The organism is Bradyrhizobium sp. B120, assembly GCF_049075665.1.
Lineage (GTDB): Bacteria > Pseudomonadota > Alphaproteobacteria > Rhizobiales > Xanthobacteraceae > Bradyrhizobium.
This window is the reverse complement of record NZ_CP185242.1, coordinates 6,707,176-6,723,296: the sequence shown is the minus strand read 5'-3', so window position 1 is coordinate 6,723,296 and position 16,121 is coordinate 6,707,176. Positions and strand designations below refer to the sequence as shown.

Sequence of the window (16,121 nt, the reverse complement as noted above, 5' to 3'; positions counted from 1 at the left end):
TTGACAGGACCGAAGCCTATCACTTGTGGCGGAGCGCAGCGAGTTCCTTGCGGTCAGTCACAAGTTCGGCGCATTCGCTCGAGTCCGCGCGATCGACGCGAAAGATCTTGTCGTCTGCGCCGGCAAGCAGCTCTTCGCTCGCGTCATCGTCGGGCTTGTTGCGATTCCACATCCTGATGCTGCTCAGGCGTGCGATCGCGGATTTATCGTCCTTCGACAACGCGACGCTGATACCGCCGCCCTCGCAATCTACGCCGCATTCGAAGCGTATTTCGGGTCCGGATTCGGTCGCGATCGCATGGTTGCAGTAGCCGCTGGAGTCGAAATTGCCGGGACGATGGCGGTAGGCGACGCCGAGCCGGAACGAGTAGTTGGTGGTCTTGTCCTCCGGCGCATCTTCTGCGGCGACGAGCAGCTTCATCGCACTGACCTTCTGCTTCGGATGCTGCGCCAGATGATTTGCATCGTAGCGCCGCACGAAGCAGGCATAGGCTTTCGCGCCGGGCGGGCCGGCGAACATCCTGTTGTCGAAGGCGGACGCCTTGGCCTTGTCGACGCCTTCCTGCGCCTCGACGGTTAACGCCGCGCCGGCGCAGGCTGCGGCGGCAAGTGCGACAACGAGGAACGTCTGCTTCATGACCGCCTCGGGAATAGCCCGCGCCTCCAAGGTGTCATCTTTACAGCGCGGCAATGGTGCCGCGCGGAACTGCGCGGGCTCGTTGCCTTAGTCGCGGCGACAAGGAGGCACGTTCAACCTTGCCTGACAGTTTGTTCATGCGAGTCTGTGACGTGCACATCTTGACGCCAAGGCTGGACAGTCACACCTTTTGAGGGAGGCCAACGTTCATCTTCGGACGGGGAAGTTGCCCCGCTCGGATGTCCACCTCGGAAGCCTGGGCCCCGGTAAACCACGGATGTGGCTGAGGGGTTACAACCGCTAAAATCAGGTTACCAACGGGGGATATTGATGAACCATTAAGCTTCCTGCCTGTTGATAAGGCAGAGGCTGCACGCGCCGTGCATTGCCGAAATGAGTCGGTCGAGTGTCCAATGGACCCAGCGTGCCGACGCTGATTCGATCCTAGGACGCTCTGGTTGCGACTCGTGTCAGTCGTGCGGCGATACATATCGTGGAGAGAGGGATCATGTACAACGATTCTTTGTTCAACGCCTTCGCAAGGTCGTTTGAAGCGCGAAGCCAGACCGACATGTCGATGGCCGAGTATCTGGAGTCGTGTCGAAGCGATCCGATGCGATATGCCAATGCGGCCGAGCGGTTATTAGCGGCGATCGGTGAGCCCCAGATGATCGACACGGCCAAGGACCCACGCCTTGGCCGTATCTTTTTGAACCGTACGATCAGGTCGTATCCGGCCTTCGCCGGCTTCTTCGGCATGGAGGACACGATCGAACGCCTGGTCGGCTTCTTCCGCCACGCCGCACAGGGCCTCGAAGAGCGCAAGCAGATCCTCTATCTGCTCGGACCGGTCGGTGGCGGCAAGTCGTCGCTCGCCGAGCGCATCAAGGCGCTGATGGAAATTCATCCGATCTACGTGCTGAAGGCGGGTGACGAACTGTCGCCGGTGTTCGAGAGCCCGCTCGGGCTGTTCGACCCCGAGCAGCTCGGGCCGATGATCGAGGAGAAGTACGGCATTCCGCGCCGCCGGCTGAGCGGGCTGATGTCGCCCTGGGCCTACAAGCGGCTCGAGGCCTTCGGCGGCGACATCTCGCAATTCCGTGTCGCGCGCATCCAGCCCTCCCGGCTGCGCCAGATCGCGGTCGCCAAGACCGAGCCCGGTGACGAGAACAACCAGGACATCTCCTCGCTGGTCGGCAAGGTCGACATCCGCAAGCTCGAGACCTACGCCCAGAACGATCCCGACGCCTACAGCTATTCCGGCGGCCTCAACCGCGCCAACCAGGGCGTGCTCGAGTTCGTCGAAATGTTCAAGGCGCCGATCAAGATGCTGCACCCGCTGCTGACGGCGACGCAGGAGGGCAACTACATCGGCACCGAGAACATCGGTGCGATCCCGTTCACCGGCATCATCCTCGCGCACTCGAACGAAGCCGAGTGGCAGAGCTTCAAGACCAACAAGAACAACGAGGCCTTCATCGATCGCATCTGCGTCATCAAGGTCCCGTACTGCCTGCGGGTCACCGAGGAGCAGAAGATCTACGAGAAGCTGATCCAGACCTCCGAGCTTGCCGCCGCGCCGTGCGCGCCGGCCACGCTGGAAACGCTGGCCCGCTTCTCCGTGATGTCGCGGCTGCGCAAGCACGAGAACTCGACGCTGTTCGGCAAGATGCGGGTCTATGACGGTGAGAGCCTGAAGGAATCCGATCCGAAGGCGCGCAGCGTGCAGGAATACAAGGACGCTGCCGGCGTCGACGAGGGCATGGACGGCGTCTCCACCCGCTTTGCCTTCAAGGTGCTGGCCTCGACCTTCAATCACGACACCACCGAGGTCGGCGCCGACGCGGTGCATCTGATGTATGTGCTGGAGATGGCGATCCGCCGCGAGCAGCTGCCTGACGAGACCGAGAAGCGCTATCTCGAATTCATCAAGGCCGACCTCGCGCCGCGTTATGCCGAGTTCATCGGCAACGAGATCCAGAAGGCCTATCTGGAATCCTACTCCGACTACGGTCAGAACCTGTTCGACCGCTATGTCGACTATGCCGATGCCTGGATCGAGGATCAGGACTTCAAGGATCCCGACACCGGCCAGCTGATGAACCGTGAGCTGCTGAACCAGGAGCTCACAAAGATCGAGAAGCCGGCCGGCATCGCCAACCCGAAGGATTTCCGCAACGAGGTCGTCAAGTTCTCGCTGCGCTCGCGGGCGCACAACAACGGCAAGAACCCGAGCTGGACCTCCTACGAAAAGGTTCGCGACGTGATCGAAAAGCGGATATTCTCGCAGGTCGAGGATCTGCTTCCGGTCATCTCGTTCGGCTCCAAGAAGGACGGCGAAACCGAGAAGAAGCACGGCGAGTTCGTCGAGCGGATGGTGGAGCGCGGTTATACCGAGCGCCAGGTCCGCCGGCTCGTCGAGTGGTACATGCGGGTGAAGCAGGCCGGCTAGTGCACGATCCGGAGAGCCGGCAGCGGCTTTCCGTCTCGTCTCGTTCCGTCCAATAAAAATGCGATGCGACTGGTCATGATCGCATCCGGCGTGAGGCAGATGCAACGTGGTCATGCATATCGTCGATCGGCGGTTGAATCCGGGTAGCAAGAGCCTGGAGAACCGGCAGCGCTTCCTGCGGCGCGCCAAGGCGCTGGTGCAGGGTGCCGTCAAGAAGTCGTCGCAGGACCGGGACATCAAGGATGTCCTGGAGGGCGGCGAGGTGACCATCCCGCTGGACGGCATGGATGAGCCGCGGTTCCGGCGCGAGGGCGGCACGCGTGACATGGTGCTGCCCGGCAACAAGAAGTTCGTCGAGGGCGACTGGCTGCAGCGCCCCAACCAGAGTGGTGCCAAGGGCTCCGGCGCGGGCGAGGGCGACAGCGAGGATGCCTTCCGCTTCGTGCTCAGCCGCGAGGAGTTCGTCGACCTCTTCCTCGACGACCTCGAATTGCCTGATCTTGCCAAGCGCAAGCTTGCGGAAACCGAGAGCGAGGGCATCCGGCGCGCAGGCTATGCGACATCCGGCTCGCCCGCCAACATCTCGATCAGCCGCACGGTGAGCCGGGCGCTGGCGCGCCGCGTGGCGCTGCGCCGGCCGCGCAAGGACGAGGTCGAGGCGCTCGAAGCCGAGCTTGCGGCGTGCGAGGACGAGACGCGGCGTCGCGAACTGCTGGCGCTGCTCGAAGCGCTGAAGGCCAAGGTCAAGCGGATCCCGTTCATCGATCCGATCGACATCCGCTATCGCCGCTTCGAGACGGTGCCGAAGCCGGTGGCGCAGGCCGTGATGTTCTGCCTGATGGACGTCTCGGGCTCGATGTCCGAGCACATGAAGGATCTGGCGAAGCGGTTCTACATGCTGCTCTACGTCTTCCTGAAGCGGCGCTACAAGCACGTCGAGATCGTGTTCATCCGGCACACCGACCGCGCCGAGGAGGTGGACGAGGATACGTTCTTCCATGGGCCGGCGTCCGGCGGGACGCTGGTGTCGAGCGCGCTGGTTGCGATGCACGACATCGTTCGAACCCGCTTCCGTCCCGCCGACTGGAACATCTACGCCGCGCAGGCCTCGGACGGCGACAACATGACCTCCGACAGCGGGGTGACCGGGCATCTGTTGACCGACAAGATCCTGCCGGTCTGCCAGTTCTTCGCCTATCTCGAGGTCGGTGAGGCCGCCAACTACACCTTCGACATGCCGGACTCCTCGCTCTGGACGCTCTATGAGCGGCTGCGCAACGAGGGCCAGCCGCTGTCGATGCGCAAGGTGAGCGAGCGCGGCGAGATCTTCCCGGTGTTCCAGGACCTGTTCAAGCGCCGCACCAGCCAGGAAAGGGTATAGTTTAATGGGGTCTTCCGGCGAACTGCTGTTCGATGGCGCCGACTGGGATTTCCCGACGCTGCAGCGAATTCACGACGCCTGTGAGGAGGTCGCACGCAAGGAGCTCGGGCTCGACGTCTATCCCAACCAGATCGAGGTGATCACCGCCGAACAGATGCTCGACGCCTATTCGTCGGTCGGCATGCCGCTGTTCTACAAGCACTGGTCGTTCGGCAAGCAGTTCGCCTTCCAGGAAGCGTCCTATCGCAAGGGCTTGATGGGCCTCGCCTACGAGATCGTGATCAATTCCTCGCCGTGCATCTCCTATTTGATGGAGGAGAACACCGCGACGATGCAGACGCTGGTGATCGCGCATGCCGCGTTCGGGCACAATCACTTCTTCAAGAACAATTATCTGTTCAAGCAGTGGACCGACGCCGAAGGCATCCTCGATTATCTCGAATTCGCCAAGGGCTATATCGCGGTCTGCGAGGATCGCCATGGCCGCGAGACGGTGGAGCGGACGCTCGATGCCGCGCATGCACTGATGTCGCACGGTGTCGACCGCTATCCCGGAAAGAAGACGCTCGATCTGCGTGCCGAGGAGAAGCGCGCCGGCGAGCGCCGGCAGCACGAGGAGGCCGTGTTCAACGATCTGTGGCGGACGGTGCCGAACACCAAGGCCAAGAGCAAGGCGACGCTCAGCGCCGAGCGACGCCGCGCGCTGCTCGGCCTGCCGCAGGAGAACATCCTCTACTTCCTCGAGAAGACCGCGCCGCGCCTGCAAGGCTGGCAGCGCGAGCTCATTCGCATCGTGCGTCACATCGCGCAGTACTTCTACCCGCAGGGCCAGACCAAGGTGATGAACGAGGGCACCGCGACCTACGTCCATTACCGCATCATGAGCCGGCTGCATCAGCAGGGCCGGCTCACCGACGGCAATTTCCTCGAATTCCTGCAGTCGCACACCAATGTGGTGTTTCAGCCCGAGTTCGACGATCGCCGCTATTCCGGCTTCAATCCATACGCGCTCGGCTTTGCCATGATGCAGGACATCGAGCGGATCGTGAAGACTCCGGAGGACGAGGACCGCGCCTGGTTCCCCGACATCGCCGGCAAGGGCGACGTCGAGGGCGTGCTGCGCGAGATCTGGAGCAACTACCGCGACGAGAGCTTCATCAACCAGTTCCTCAGCCCGGCGCTGATCCGGCGCTTCCGCATGTTCCATCTGCACGACGACCCCGCCGAAAGCCAGGGCATCAAGGTCGATGCGATCCATGACGAGCGTGGCTACCGCCGGGTGCGCCGCGAGCTGGCGCGGCAATACGACGTCGGCTTCGTCGACGCCAATATCGAGGTCGTGGATGTCGATCTCGACGGCGACCGCCGCCTGATGCTGCGTCACACCACCGTGAAGGGCGCGCAGCTCAACGAGACCGACACGCGGCGCGTGCTGCAGCATCTCGCCGATCTGTGGTCCTACGACGTGGCACTCACCGAACTCGACGGCACCGACAAGGTGCTGAAGGAGTACGTCGTCAGCCCGCGCGCGGCTGCGGTCGCTGCCTAAGCATGATGCTCTCGCGGAGATGAGCGCGGCGCCGACCGTCGCGCGGAATGCAAATCTTGCTCGGTGAACCTTCGTGCCCAGCGCAGGCTCACATCATGAACATCCCGGCAACATTTTCGGATATGAGAACGCATGACGTTCTGCGCGCGAACGTGATTGCCGGCGCGCGGACAGGTAGCCGTCACGAACTCCGCTGTCGTCCCTGCGAAAGCAGGGACCCATACGCCGCGGCTTCTGTTATGAACGAACCTCGTCGTTCCAGCGTCGCCCGACAATCTGCATCGGTGGTTATGGGTCCCTGCTTTCGCAGGGACGACAGCGAGCTTGCACGTCCTTGCCGCGTCATCGTGACGGCGAGAATGAATGCTCAGCGCAGGCTGGCGTTGATCTTGTCCAGCACGGCCGAGCCTGGGCAGAGCGCCTGTTCGTCCAGCGTGTTGAGCGGCGTCTCGACGGTGTCGAGATGGGTGTGCAAATCCTCGGCATCCGGATCGACGTAAAGGAGCCCGGTGACGATCTGGCCCTTGGCCGCGTGCTTCTGCAGGAAGGTCTGTGCTCCGAGCCGATCGTGCGGATCGTAGTCGGCGTCTAGCTTGCGCAGCGCGAGCCTGGAGCCGTCATGCTGCTCGACCACCTGCACGGTGCCGGGCGCATAGTCGACACTGATCGGCTCGCGGCCGACCAGCACGTCGAGACGGTTCACCGCGTCATTGTGCTCGCGGACATAGTCGAAGCTCTTGGTCGAGCCGGCGTGGTTGTTGAAGGCGATGCAGGGGCTGATCACGTCGATGAAGGACGCGCCCTTGTGGCGGATCGCAGCGGCAATCAAGGGAACCAATTGCGTCTTGTCGCCGGAGAAGCTGCGCGCCACGAAGGTGGCGCCGAGTTGCAGCGCGATCGCGACCAGGTCGATCGCGTTGTCGGTATTGGTGACGCCCTTCTTCGACTTCGAGCCGCGGTCGGCGGTGGCCGAGAACTGGCCCTTGGTCAGGCCGTACACGCCGTTGTTCTCGACGATGTAGGTCATGTTGACGGCGCGCCGGATCGAATGCGCGAACTGGCCGAAGCCGATCGAGGCGGAATCGCCGTCGCCGGAGACGCCGAGATAGATCAGGTCGCGGTTGGCGAGATTGGCGCCGGTCAGCACCGACGGCATGCGGCCGTGCACCGAGTTGAAGCCGTGCGAATTGCCGAGGAAATAGTCCGGCGTCTTCGACGAGCAGCCGATGCCGGAAATCTTCGCCACCCGGTGCGGCTCGATCGAGAGCTCGTAGCAGGCTTCGATGATCGAGGCGGTGATCGAATCGTGGCCGCAGCCGGCGCACAGGGTCGAGATCTTGCCCTCGTAGTCGCGATGGGTATAGCCCAGCTCGTTCTTCTTCAGGCCGGGATGATGAAACTTCGGCTTTGCAATGTAGGTCATGTCACGGCCTTGCGGAGAGGGGTCACCTTGAGATGATCCTGGTGGTCGCCGATCGAATTGGCGATGAAGCGCGCGGTGATCGGCGTGCCGTCATAGTGCAGGATCGGCACCAGCCGCACCGGGTCGATGCCGTTCTCGTTGACGATCAGCTGGCGGAGCTGCGCGTCGCGGTTCTGTTCGACCACGTAGACGAAGTCGTGATCGGCGATGAAGCTCGCCACGCTGGAGTGGAACGGGAAGGCGCGGATGCGCATGCGGTCGAGCTGATGGCCGCGCGCCTCCAGGATTCCGATCGCCTCGTCCATCGCGGGCGAGGTCGAGCCGAAATAGAGCACACCGTACTTGGTCGGCTTCGCTGCATTGGCCTGCAGCGGCCGCGGCACCATGTCCTGCGCCGTCTCGAACTTGCGCACCAGGCGTTGCATGTTGTCGGCGTAGACAGCGCCTTCCTCGGAATAGCGCGCGTAGCGGTCGCGCGAGGTGCCGCGGGTGAAGTAGGAGCCCTTGGTCGGATGCGTGCCGGGATAGGTGCGATATGGGATACCGTCGCCGTCGACGTCGAGATAGCGGCCGAAGTCGCGGCCTTCCTCGAGCATCTCCGCCGTCATCACCTTGCCGCGGTCATATTGCTTGGCGTCGTCCCACTTCAGCGGGCGGCACAGCCGATGGTTCATGCCGATGTCGAGATCGAGCATCAGGAAGATCGTGGTCTGCAGCCGCTCGGCGAGATCGAAGGAGGCCGCGGCGAACTCGAACGCCTCCGCCGGATCTTCCGGGAATAGCAGCACGTGCTTGGTGTCGCCATGCGAGGCATAGGCGCAGGCGATCACGTCGCATTGCTGGGTGCGGGTCGGCATGCCGGTCGAGGGACCGGCGCGCTGGATGTTCATGATCACGGCCGGGATCTCGGCGAAGTAGGACAGGCCGATGAACTCGGTCATCAGCGAGATGCCCGGACCCGAGGTCGCGGTGAAGGCCCGCGCGCCGTTCCAGGAGGCGCCGATCACGATGCCGATCGAGGCGAGCTCGTCCTCGCCCTGCACGATGGCGTATTTCGCCTTGCCGGTCTCGGGATCGTGGCGATACTTCTTGCAGTGGCTGGTGAAGGCTTCCGCCACCGACGATGACGGCGTGATCGGATACCAGGCGCACACCGTGGCGCCGCCATAGACGGCGCCGAGCGCGGCGGCGCTGTTGCCTTCCACGAAGATGCGGTCGCCGACCTTGTCGGACTTCTTCACCCGCAGCCCGGTCGGGCATTTCAGGTTCTGCAGCGCCCAGTCGCGGCCGAGATGCAGCGCATGGACGTTGGAGGAGAGCAGCTTCTCCTTGCCCTTGTACTGCTCGCCGACCAGCTGTTCGACGACCTTGGGATCGAGGTCGAGCAGCGCGCAGAGCGCGCCGAGATAGATGATGTTCTTGAACAGCTGGCGCTGTCTGGGATCGGTATAGGTCGAGTTGGTGATCGCGGTCAGCGGCACGCCGATCACCGTGATGTCCTCGCGGAATTTCGACGTCGGCATAGGCTTGGTCGAATCGTAGAACAGGTAGCCGCCGGGCTCGATCGAGGCGACGTCCTTGTCCCAGGTCTGCGGGTTCATCGCCACCATCATGTCGACGCCGCCGCGGGCGCCGAGGTGGCCGTCCTCGGTGACGCGCACTTCATACCAGGTCGGCAGGCCCTGGATGTTGGAGGGGAAGATGTTGCGCGGCGACACCGGCACGCCGTGGCGCAGGATCGAGCGCGCGAACAGTTCGTTGGCGGAGGCCGAGCCCGAACCGTTGACGTTGGCGAAGCGGACGACGAAGTCGTTTACGCTGCTGATCGGGCTTTGGACTGACATGTTGATCCCGCTTGAACCATATCGATGAGGTACTTCTGCATGTCCCAGGCGCCGGTCGGGCAGCGCTCGGCACACAGCCCGCAATGCAGGCAGACGTCTTCGTCTTTCACCATGACGCGGCCGGTCTTCAGGTCGCCGGAGACGTAGAGCGCCTGGTCGTGATGCGGCGAGGGCGCTTTCAGACGTTGCCGCAAATCATCCTCTTCACCGTTCTCGGTGAAGCTGATGCAGTCCATCGGACAGATGTCGACACAGGCGTCGCATTCGATGCAGAGCGGCGCGGAGAATACCGTCTGCACGTCGCAATTCAGGCAGCGCTGCGCCTCGCCGAGCGCGAGCTTGAGGTCGTAACCGAGCTCGACTTCGGCGCGGATGTCCTTCAGCGCGATCACCTTGTCGCGATGCGGCACCTTGAAGCGCTTGTCGGCGGAGATGTCGTTGTCGTAGCTCCACTCGTGGATGCCCATCTTCTGCGAGGAGATCTGCACCTCGGGCAGCGGGCGCTCGTTGATGTCCTCGCCGGACAGCATCCGGTGGATGGACAGCGCGGCGTCATGGCCGTGCGCCACCGCCCAGATGATGTTCTTCGGCCCGAACGCCGCATCGCCGCCGAAGAACACCTTCGGATTGGTCGAGACGAACGTCTTGGGGTCGACCTTCGGCATGTGCCACTTGTCGAATTCGATGTCGCAATCGGCCTCGATCCAGGGGAACGCATTCTCCTGGCCGACCGCAACCAGCACATCGTCGCAGGACACGGTCTCGTCCGGCTCGCCCGAGGGCACCAGATTGCGCCGGCCCTTGTCGTCGTATTCCGCCTTCACCTTCTGGAAGGTGACGCCAATCAGCTTGCCGGCCACATGCTTGAATGCCACCGGCACCATGTAGTTGAGGATCGGGATGTCCTCGTGAAGCGCGTCCTCCTTCTCCCACGGCGAGGCCTTCATTTCCTCGAAGCCGGAGCGGACGATCACCTTGACGCTCTCGCCGCCGAGGCGGCGCGCGGTGCGGCAGCAATCCATCGCGGTGTTGCCGCCGCCGAGCACGATGACGCGGCGGCCGATCTTTTCGACGTGGCCGAACGACACGTTGGCCAGCCACTCGATGCCGATATGGATGTTGGCGGCGGCCTCCTTGCGGCCGGGAATGTCGAGCTCGCGGCCGCGCGGCGCGCCGCTTCCGACAAAGATCGCGTCATAGTTCTCGGAGAGCAGCTGCTTCAGGCTGTCGACGCGCTGGCCGCCCTTGAACTCGACGCCGAGGTCGAGGATGTAGCCGGTCTCCTCGTCGATCACGTTGTCGGGCAGGCGGAATTTTGGAATCTGGCTGCGCATCATGCCGCCGGCCTTGGGATCGCCGTCGAACACGGTGCAGTGATAGCCGAGAGGAACGAGATCGCGCGCCACGGCCAGCGAGGCAGGGCCGCCGCCGACCAGCGCGATGCGCTTGCCGTTCGTCGGTCCCGGCTTCGGCAGCCGGTCCTTGATGTCGTCCTTGAAGTCGGCGGCGACGCGCTTCAGGCGGCAGATCGCGACCGGAGTGTCCTCGACCCGGCCGCGGCGGCACGCCGGCTCGCATGGACGGTCACAGGTGCGCCCGAGAATCCCGGGGAACACGTTGGACTGCCAATTGATCATGTAGGCGTCGCTGTAGCGCCCCTCAGCAATCAACCGGATGTACTCGGGAACGGGGGTGTGTGCGGGGCAAGCCCATTGGCAATCGACTACTTTGTGAAAGTAATCCGGCGCCGAGATATCAGTCGGTTTCATTCCTACCTTTGACCCGCGCGAAAAATGCCTGCCCGCGCGGCCTTATCGTTGACGACGAACGCTCACGTGGCGTTGTTCTGGTTTTTGAATTGGATCATAGGCTTATCTTATTAGAGCCGTTCCAGAGAAGGCAAAGGCTAAATTGTCCGATCATCAGCTTTCGCGCGGCTGATGCGCGTGTAGCGTTAATCTCGTTTGCGTTATGCGGCGGTGCAGCATGATCTGCACCGGCGCGCCGCTCTTGTTTGAGTATGAATGTCCACGCAAACGTTGCGCGTTTGCTTCAACCGCGCGGAAGATCGCTCTTCGCGACATCCCACAACAGCCGGTAGACGCCGCTGGTGACCACCAGCGGCTTCAGGGCTGCGTTGGAGGTGATGCCTGCTGCGGCCGCAGGCACCGCGCCGACATCGGTCGCGTCGATCAGCACGAACCAGTCGCCGGCACCGGGATCGGCTTTCCCGGCGTCCGGCGTCAGCGGCTTCGACAGCACTGGGTCGTTCTCGAGCAGATGCATCGAAATGATGCCGTCGCGCGAAGCTGGATCGAATTGCTCCCGCAACGCAGCGCGAAGTTTGTCCGCCCCCTCGGCCGGCGGGCGCAGGCGGATGATGCCGAGGGCTGCGCCTCGGCCGACGCCGCGGCTGATCGTGATGCGCGCGACGCCACGGATCATGTTCTGGAAGCGCGCGATGTTGGTCTTTGACCGGTCGGTCTGGTTGGCGAGCGCCTTGCGATAGGCGGGGCTTTCGAGCACCTCGAAGGTCGCGGTCGAATAGAGGCTGAGATATTTCGGCTTGCCGTCATGGGCGACGTAGCGGCGGGCCTCCAGGAAGCCGTCGATCGCGACTCTTTCTTCGAGATGCTCGCGATCATACCAGCGGTTGAATTCAGCTTCGTGTAAGCTGTCGATATCCATCGAGGTCAGCAGCATGCCTTGTCCGGCGATTGGCATCGAGTGCTCCTTTTTTGCCTGTTTTATCTGCGTAATATCGCCTGATAGCGTGCGCCCGGGAAGCCGATTCCGGGGTGCCCGCGACCGTGCAGACCAAGGATTGCCACAATTGCCGCAATCCTGTTCAGCGCGCATTCACGGAAGTAGCCTTTCCATCCGTAACGCCAACTCTCGAGAAGAAAAGGGACGACCACTATGACGCGCATTCTGTGGGCATTGATCGTCGGTCTGGTGTCGCTCTCGTCGCTTCCGGTCCATGCGCAGGATCAGGAGAAACGTCTCGCGCTCGTGGTCGGCAATGGTGCCTATCAGGCCGGCGCGTTGCAGACCGCCGCAAACGACGCCGGATTGATCGCGCAGACATTGCAGGCCGCAGGCTTCGACGTGGTCGGAGCGCGCGATCTCGATAGCGAGACGCTGCGCAAGTCGTTCCGCGATTTCATCCAGAAGGTGCAGGACGCCGGGCCCAATGCCGTGGCTTTCGTCTACCTTGCCGGCTATGGCGTGCAGCTCACCGGCGAGAACTACTTCGTGCCGGTCGATGCCAAGATCGCCCGCGACACCGACATCCCGGTCGAGGCGATTCGCATCTCCGATTACAGCCATCAACTCTCGGCATTGCCGATCAAGGCCGGCGTGATCGTGCTCGATGCGGCGCGCAGCAATCCCTTCGCCAAGGACGGCCAGCCGCTGGCCGGCGGCCTTGCGCTGGTCGATCCCGATCCGAAGCTCTTGATCGCCTTCAATTCGGCGCCCGGCACCGTCGCCCCTGACGGTGCGCCGCCTTACGGGCCCTACGCACAAGCGCTGGCGGAAATGATTCGCGCCGGCGGCCTGACCTTGCCCGAGGTGTTCGACCGCGTTCGCCTCCGCGTCAACGAGATGACCAAGGGCGCCGAGATCCCGTGGAATGCCCAGAAGGTCGACGCGCCCTTCATGTTCTTCGAGCGCAAGCCGGACGCACCGCCGCAGCAGGTCGATGCCGGACTGCGCACCAAGCCGATCCGCGATTTCCCGGCGCACGACGCCTATGCCGCGGCGCTGGAGCGCGACACGCTGCAAGGCTACGAGGATTATCTGCAGGCCTATCCGACCGATCCGCTGGCCAGGCGCGTGCGCGCGATCGTGGCGGCACGGCGCGAGGCCATCACCTGGCGGCGCACCTACAATGCCGACACGGCCGATGCGTATTGGTCGTATCTGCGGCGTTATCCGCGCGGCCCGCATGCATATGACGCCCGGCGCCGGCTCGCTTATCTGTCGGCCGCGCTGGAGCCGCCGCCGCAGTTCACGGCGCTCGACTATGACGTGCCGCCGCCGCCGCCCGACGAGGTCGTCTATGTCGACCGCCCGGTGCTCTACTACAGCGATCCGGTGTTCGACTTCGCGCCGCCGCCGCCGCCGCCGGTGTTCTTCCTGCCGCCGCCGCCGCCCGACTTCGTGGTGCTGCCGCCACCGCCGCCGCCGATCGGACTGTTCGTGCTGCCGACGCCGTTCTTCGTGGCAATGCCGGCCTATGTCGCCGCACCGGCCTATGTCGTGCCGCCGCAGAACAACATCGTGTTCAACAACATCCACAACACGACCGTTATCAACACGGTCATCAACAATCCGAACCCGACGCCGGCGCAGCTCAACGCGGCCGGCGTGACGGCGGCAATGGGCGGCGCACCGGTCACGGCCGCGCCGCAACTGCCGGCTGCAGCGGTGCAGCGCGCCAATCTGGCACGGCCGGGCGGTCCGCAAGTCGTGACGCCTGCACAAGGTGCGGCCATGGGAGCGCCCGGCGCCGCGCCGAACGCAGCCGCCGCGCCGAATGCGATGGGTGCGCCGGGCGCACCGGGTGCGCACACCTTGCCGGGCGCCAAGAATGGACCGCCGCTGCCGCAGTCGGCGACCGCGCCGGCCAGCCCGACGCAGCAGCACGGCGCCGTGCAGCCCGGCACCCTGCAGCCCGGTGCCGCGCAACCTGGGGCCGCGCAGCCTGGGGCAAAGCCGAACGCGGTGACACCAGGCAAGCCGGCGACAGCCATGGCGCCCGCCAACGCGCAGCCGGCTCCGCCAACGAAGCCCGGCGTTGCCCCCGCGACCAACGCGCCGGCCTCGCCCGCGGCCGCCGGCAAGCCCGGGAGGCAGCAGCCGCTCACGGCGACGGCACCGACCGCGAACGTGAAGCCCGCGACGGCGCCGTCGCCGGCGAACCGCACGCCGCCGGCACGGCAGACGCCGGCGGCGCGTTCGGCACCCGCGCACGCCGCGGTGTCGCCGGCACCGGTCTCCCGGCCCGCGCCGGCGCGTGTCGCAGCTCCGCCCCGCGCGGCTCCCCCGCCACCCCGCGCCGCAGCCGTTGCGCCGCGCCCGGCACCCGCACCGGCCCCGCGTGCCGCGCCGCCGCCACCACCACGGCCGGCAGTGCAGGCGCAACGCGCAGCACCGCCGCCGCCGCGGCCGGCACCGCCGCCAAGGCCCGCCGCAGCAGCACCTCGAGCCGCGCCGGCATGCCCTCCCGGCAAATGCAAACACTGAGGGCATGACACCATGAGCCGGGCAGGTCAGCCTTCATGAGCATCACGGCCACACTCGGAGCGCGGACAGCCGCGAAACTGATGATCGGTACGATCGCGGGGCTGGTGGTGTTCCACCAGCCGGTGCGGGCGGCCGAACTCGCGGCGCAGGACATCGCGCTGCTCGACCGCCTGACCTGGGGCGTCAGTGCCTCCAGCGCGGCGCATCTGCGCGAGGTCGGCACCGAACGCTGGCTGCAGGAGCAACTGCATCCGGCCAACACCGCATTGCCGGCCGCCGTCCAGAAGCAGATCGAGGCGATGCCGGACGTGCACCGCTTCCCGTTCGACATTGCGGCCTCGTTCGACCAGCAGGGCAAATCCGCCAACCAGGTCGCCGATCCGGAGCAGAAGAAGGCGGCGCAACAGGTCTATCAGCAGGCCATGAACGACCGCGCCAGGCAGGCCGCGGCCCGCACCATCCTGCACGCGCTCTATGCGCCCGATCAATTGCGCGAGCGCCTGACCTGGTTCTGGTTCAACCACTTCAATGTCCACCAGTACAAGGCCAACATCCGCGTGCTGGTCGGCGACTACGAGGATCGCGCGATCCGCGCCAACGCGCTCGGCAAATTCCGCAACCTGCTCTCGGCAACGCTGCATCATCCGGTGATGCTGCGTTACCTCGACAACGCCGACAACGCCGCCGGCCACCTCAACGAGAACTACGCCCGCGAGATCATGGAGCTGCACACCATGGGCGTCGGCTCCGGCTACACCCAGGCCGATGTCGAGGCGCTGGCGCGGATCCTCACCGGCGTCGGCATCGACTTCAAGTCGGAGGATCCGAAGCTGAAGCCCGAGCAGCAATCCCAGCTGGTCCGCGAGGGCGCCTTCGAGTTCAATCCGGCGCGCCACGATTTCGGCGACAAGACCTTCCTCGGCCATCAGATCAAGGGCCGCGGCCTCGCCGAAGTCGATGAAGCCCTCGATATCCTCTGCCGTCACCCCGCGACCGCTGCGCATATCGCAAAGCAGCTCGCGACCTATTTCGTGTCGGACAATCCCCCGGCCGCGCTGTTGCAACAGATGGCGCAGACCTTCCAGAAGACCGACGGCGATATCGCGGCTGTGATGGCGACGCTGGTTCATGCGCCGGAATTCGCCACCAGCCTGAAGGGCGGCGCCAAGTTCAAGGACCCGATGCTCTACGTGATGTCGTCGGTGCGGCTCGCCTACGACAGCAAGGTCGTCCTCAACACGCTGCCGATCCAGGGCTGGCTCAACCGGCTGTCCGAGGGCCTGTTCAATCACGAGACGCCCGACGGCTATTCGATGCTGTCGGCGGCCTGGAACGGTCCCGGGCAGATGATGCTGCGTTTCGAGATCGCGCGCGCGATCGGCTCGGGATCGGCCGGGCTGTTCAAGCCGAACGAGCCCAACGCCGTCGACCAGCCGGCGTTTCCGCTCGTGATGAACGGGCTCTATTTCAGCAACATCAAGCAGACGCTGAGCCCGACCACGCTCGCCGCGCTCGACCAGGCCGTCTCGCCGCAGGACTGGAACACGCTGTTTCTGTCGTCACCCGAGTTCATGCACTGAAAGGG

Annotated in this window: 10 protein-coding genes; 5 read left to right on the top strand and 5 right to left on the bottom strand. The window is 64.5% G+C overall.

Features of this window, described 5'->3' with window-relative positions:
• Positions 1-19: 19 nt before the first annotated feature.
• Positions 20-637 (bottom strand): hypothetical protein, encoded by a 618-nt coding sequence (locus ACOIX3_RS31245; protein WP_420965794.1) that lies wholly within the window; start codon positions 635-637, stop codon positions 20-22.
• A 508-nt stretch (positions 638-1,145) separates the two neighbouring features.
• On the opposite strand from ACOIX3_RS31245, the gene ACOIX3_RS31240 reads away from it, so the two are divergent.
• From ACOIX3_RS31240 to ACOIX3_RS31230, 3 genes are all read left to right on the top strand, one after another.
• Positions 1,146-3,089, top strand: a complete 1,944-nt coding sequence (locus ACOIX3_RS31240) for a PrkA family serine protein kinase (RefSeq protein ID WP_092116153.1) — start codon at positions 1,146-1,148, stop codon at positions 3,087-3,089.
• 112 nt (positions 3,090-3,201) lie between these two features.
• A complete protein-coding gene (locus ACOIX3_RS31235; protein ID WP_420971833.1) occupies positions 3,202-4,470 on the top strand; it encodes a YeaH/YhbH family protein in 1,269 nt (422 codons plus the stop codon).
• Between the two features lie 4 nt (positions 4,471-4,474).
• Complete coding sequence (locus ACOIX3_RS31230; RefSeq protein WP_342727483.1) at positions 4,475-6,019, top strand: SpoVR family protein; 1,545 nt, start codon at positions 4,475-4,477, stop codon at positions 6,017-6,019.
• A gap of 367 nt (positions 6,020-6,386) precedes the next feature.
• Here the strand turns inward: ACOIX3_RS31230 and ACOIX3_RS31225 are convergent, their stop codons facing one another.
• The 4 genes from ACOIX3_RS31225 to ACOIX3_RS31210 form a co-directional block, all read right to left on the bottom strand.
• Complete coding sequence (locus tag ACOIX3_RS31225; RefSeq protein ID WP_244069643.1) at positions 6,387-7,442, bottom strand: 2-oxoacid:ferredoxin oxidoreductase subunit beta; 1,056 nt, start codon at positions 7,440-7,442, stop codon at positions 6,387-6,389.
• On the bottom strand, positions 7,439-9,286 hold the full coding sequence (locus ACOIX3_RS31220; protein ID WP_420965793.1) for a 2-oxoacid:acceptor oxidoreductase subunit alpha: 1,848 nt from the start codon (positions 9,284-9,286) through the stop codon (positions 7,439-7,441). The genes ACOIX3_RS31225 and ACOIX3_RS31220 overlap by 4 nt, the downstream gene beginning before the upstream one ends.
• On the bottom strand, positions 9,256-11,055 hold the full coding sequence (locus tag ACOIX3_RS31215) for an FAD-dependent oxidoreductase (RefSeq protein ID WP_420965792.1): 1,800 nt from the start codon (positions 11,053-11,055) through the stop codon (positions 9,256-9,258). Before ACOIX3_RS31215 ends, ACOIX3_RS31220 begins: the two co-directional genes overlap by 31 nt.
• Before the next feature lie 283 nt (positions 11,056-11,338).
• The gene (locus ACOIX3_RS31210) at positions 11,339-12,010 is read right to left on the bottom strand and encodes a hypothetical protein (RefSeq protein WP_420965791.1); all 672 of its coding nucleotides are present in this window, start codon (positions 12,008-12,010) and stop codon (positions 11,339-11,341) included.
• Between the two features lie 195 nt (positions 12,011-12,205).
• Between ACOIX3_RS31210 and ACOIX3_RS31205 the strand changes: the two genes are divergently transcribed.
• On the top strand, positions 12,206-14,536 hold the full coding sequence (locus tag ACOIX3_RS31205; protein WP_420965790.1) for a caspase family protein: 2,331 nt from the start codon (positions 12,206-12,208) through the stop codon (positions 14,534-14,536).
• Positions 14,537-14,571: 35 nt separating this feature from the next.
• Positions 14,572-16,116, top strand: coding sequence for a DUF1800 domain-containing protein (locus ACOIX3_RS31200; RefSeq protein ID WP_420965789.1), 1,545 nt, complete (start codon positions 14,572-14,574; stop codon positions 16,114-16,116).
• The last annotated feature ends 5 nt before the right edge of the window (positions 16,117-16,121 follow it).

What these genes read in the sequence shown, in the direction of transcription:
- ACOIX3_RS31210 (WP_420965791.1), bottom strand. Translation starts at nt 12,010, where the DNA reads ATGCCAATCGCCGGACAAGGCATGCTGCTGACCTCGATGGATATCGAC.
- ACOIX3_RS31225 (WP_244069643.1), bottom strand. Translation starts at nt 7,442, where the DNA reads ATGACCTACATTGCAAAGCCGAAGTTTCATCATCCCGGCCTGAAGAAG.
- ACOIX3_RS31205 (WP_420965790.1), top strand. Translation starts at nt 12,206, where the DNA reads ATGACGCGCATTCTGTGGGCATTGATCGTCGGTCTGGTGTCGCTCTCG.
- ACOIX3_RS31245 (WP_420965794.1), bottom strand. Translation starts at nt 637, where the DNA reads ATGAAGCAGACGTTCCTCGTTGTCGCACTTGCCGCCGCAGCCTGCGCC.
- ACOIX3_RS31220 (WP_420965793.1), bottom strand. Translation starts at nt 9,286, where the DNA reads ATGTCAGTCCAAAGCCCGATCAGCAGCGTAAACGACTTCGTCGTCCGC.
- ACOIX3_RS31200 (WP_420965789.1), top strand. Translation starts at nt 14,572, where the DNA reads ATGAGCATCACGGCCACACTCGGAGCGCGGACAGCCGCGAAACTGATG.
- ACOIX3_RS31215 (WP_420965792.1), bottom strand. Translation starts at nt 11,055, where the DNA reads ATGAAACCGACTGATATCTCGGCGCCGGATTACTTTCACAAAGTAGTC.
- ACOIX3_RS31235 (WP_420971833.1), top strand. Translation starts at nt 3,202, where the DNA reads ATGCATATCGTCGATCGGCGGTTGAATCCGGGTAGCAAGAGCCTGGAG.
- ACOIX3_RS31230 (WP_342727483.1), top strand. Translation starts at nt 4,475, where the DNA reads ATGGGGTCTTCCGGCGAACTGCTGTTCGATGGCGCCGACTGGGATTTC.
- ACOIX3_RS31240 (WP_092116153.1), top strand. Translation starts at nt 1,146, where the DNA reads ATGTACAACGATTCTTTGTTCAACGCCTTCGCAAGGTCGTTTGAAGCG.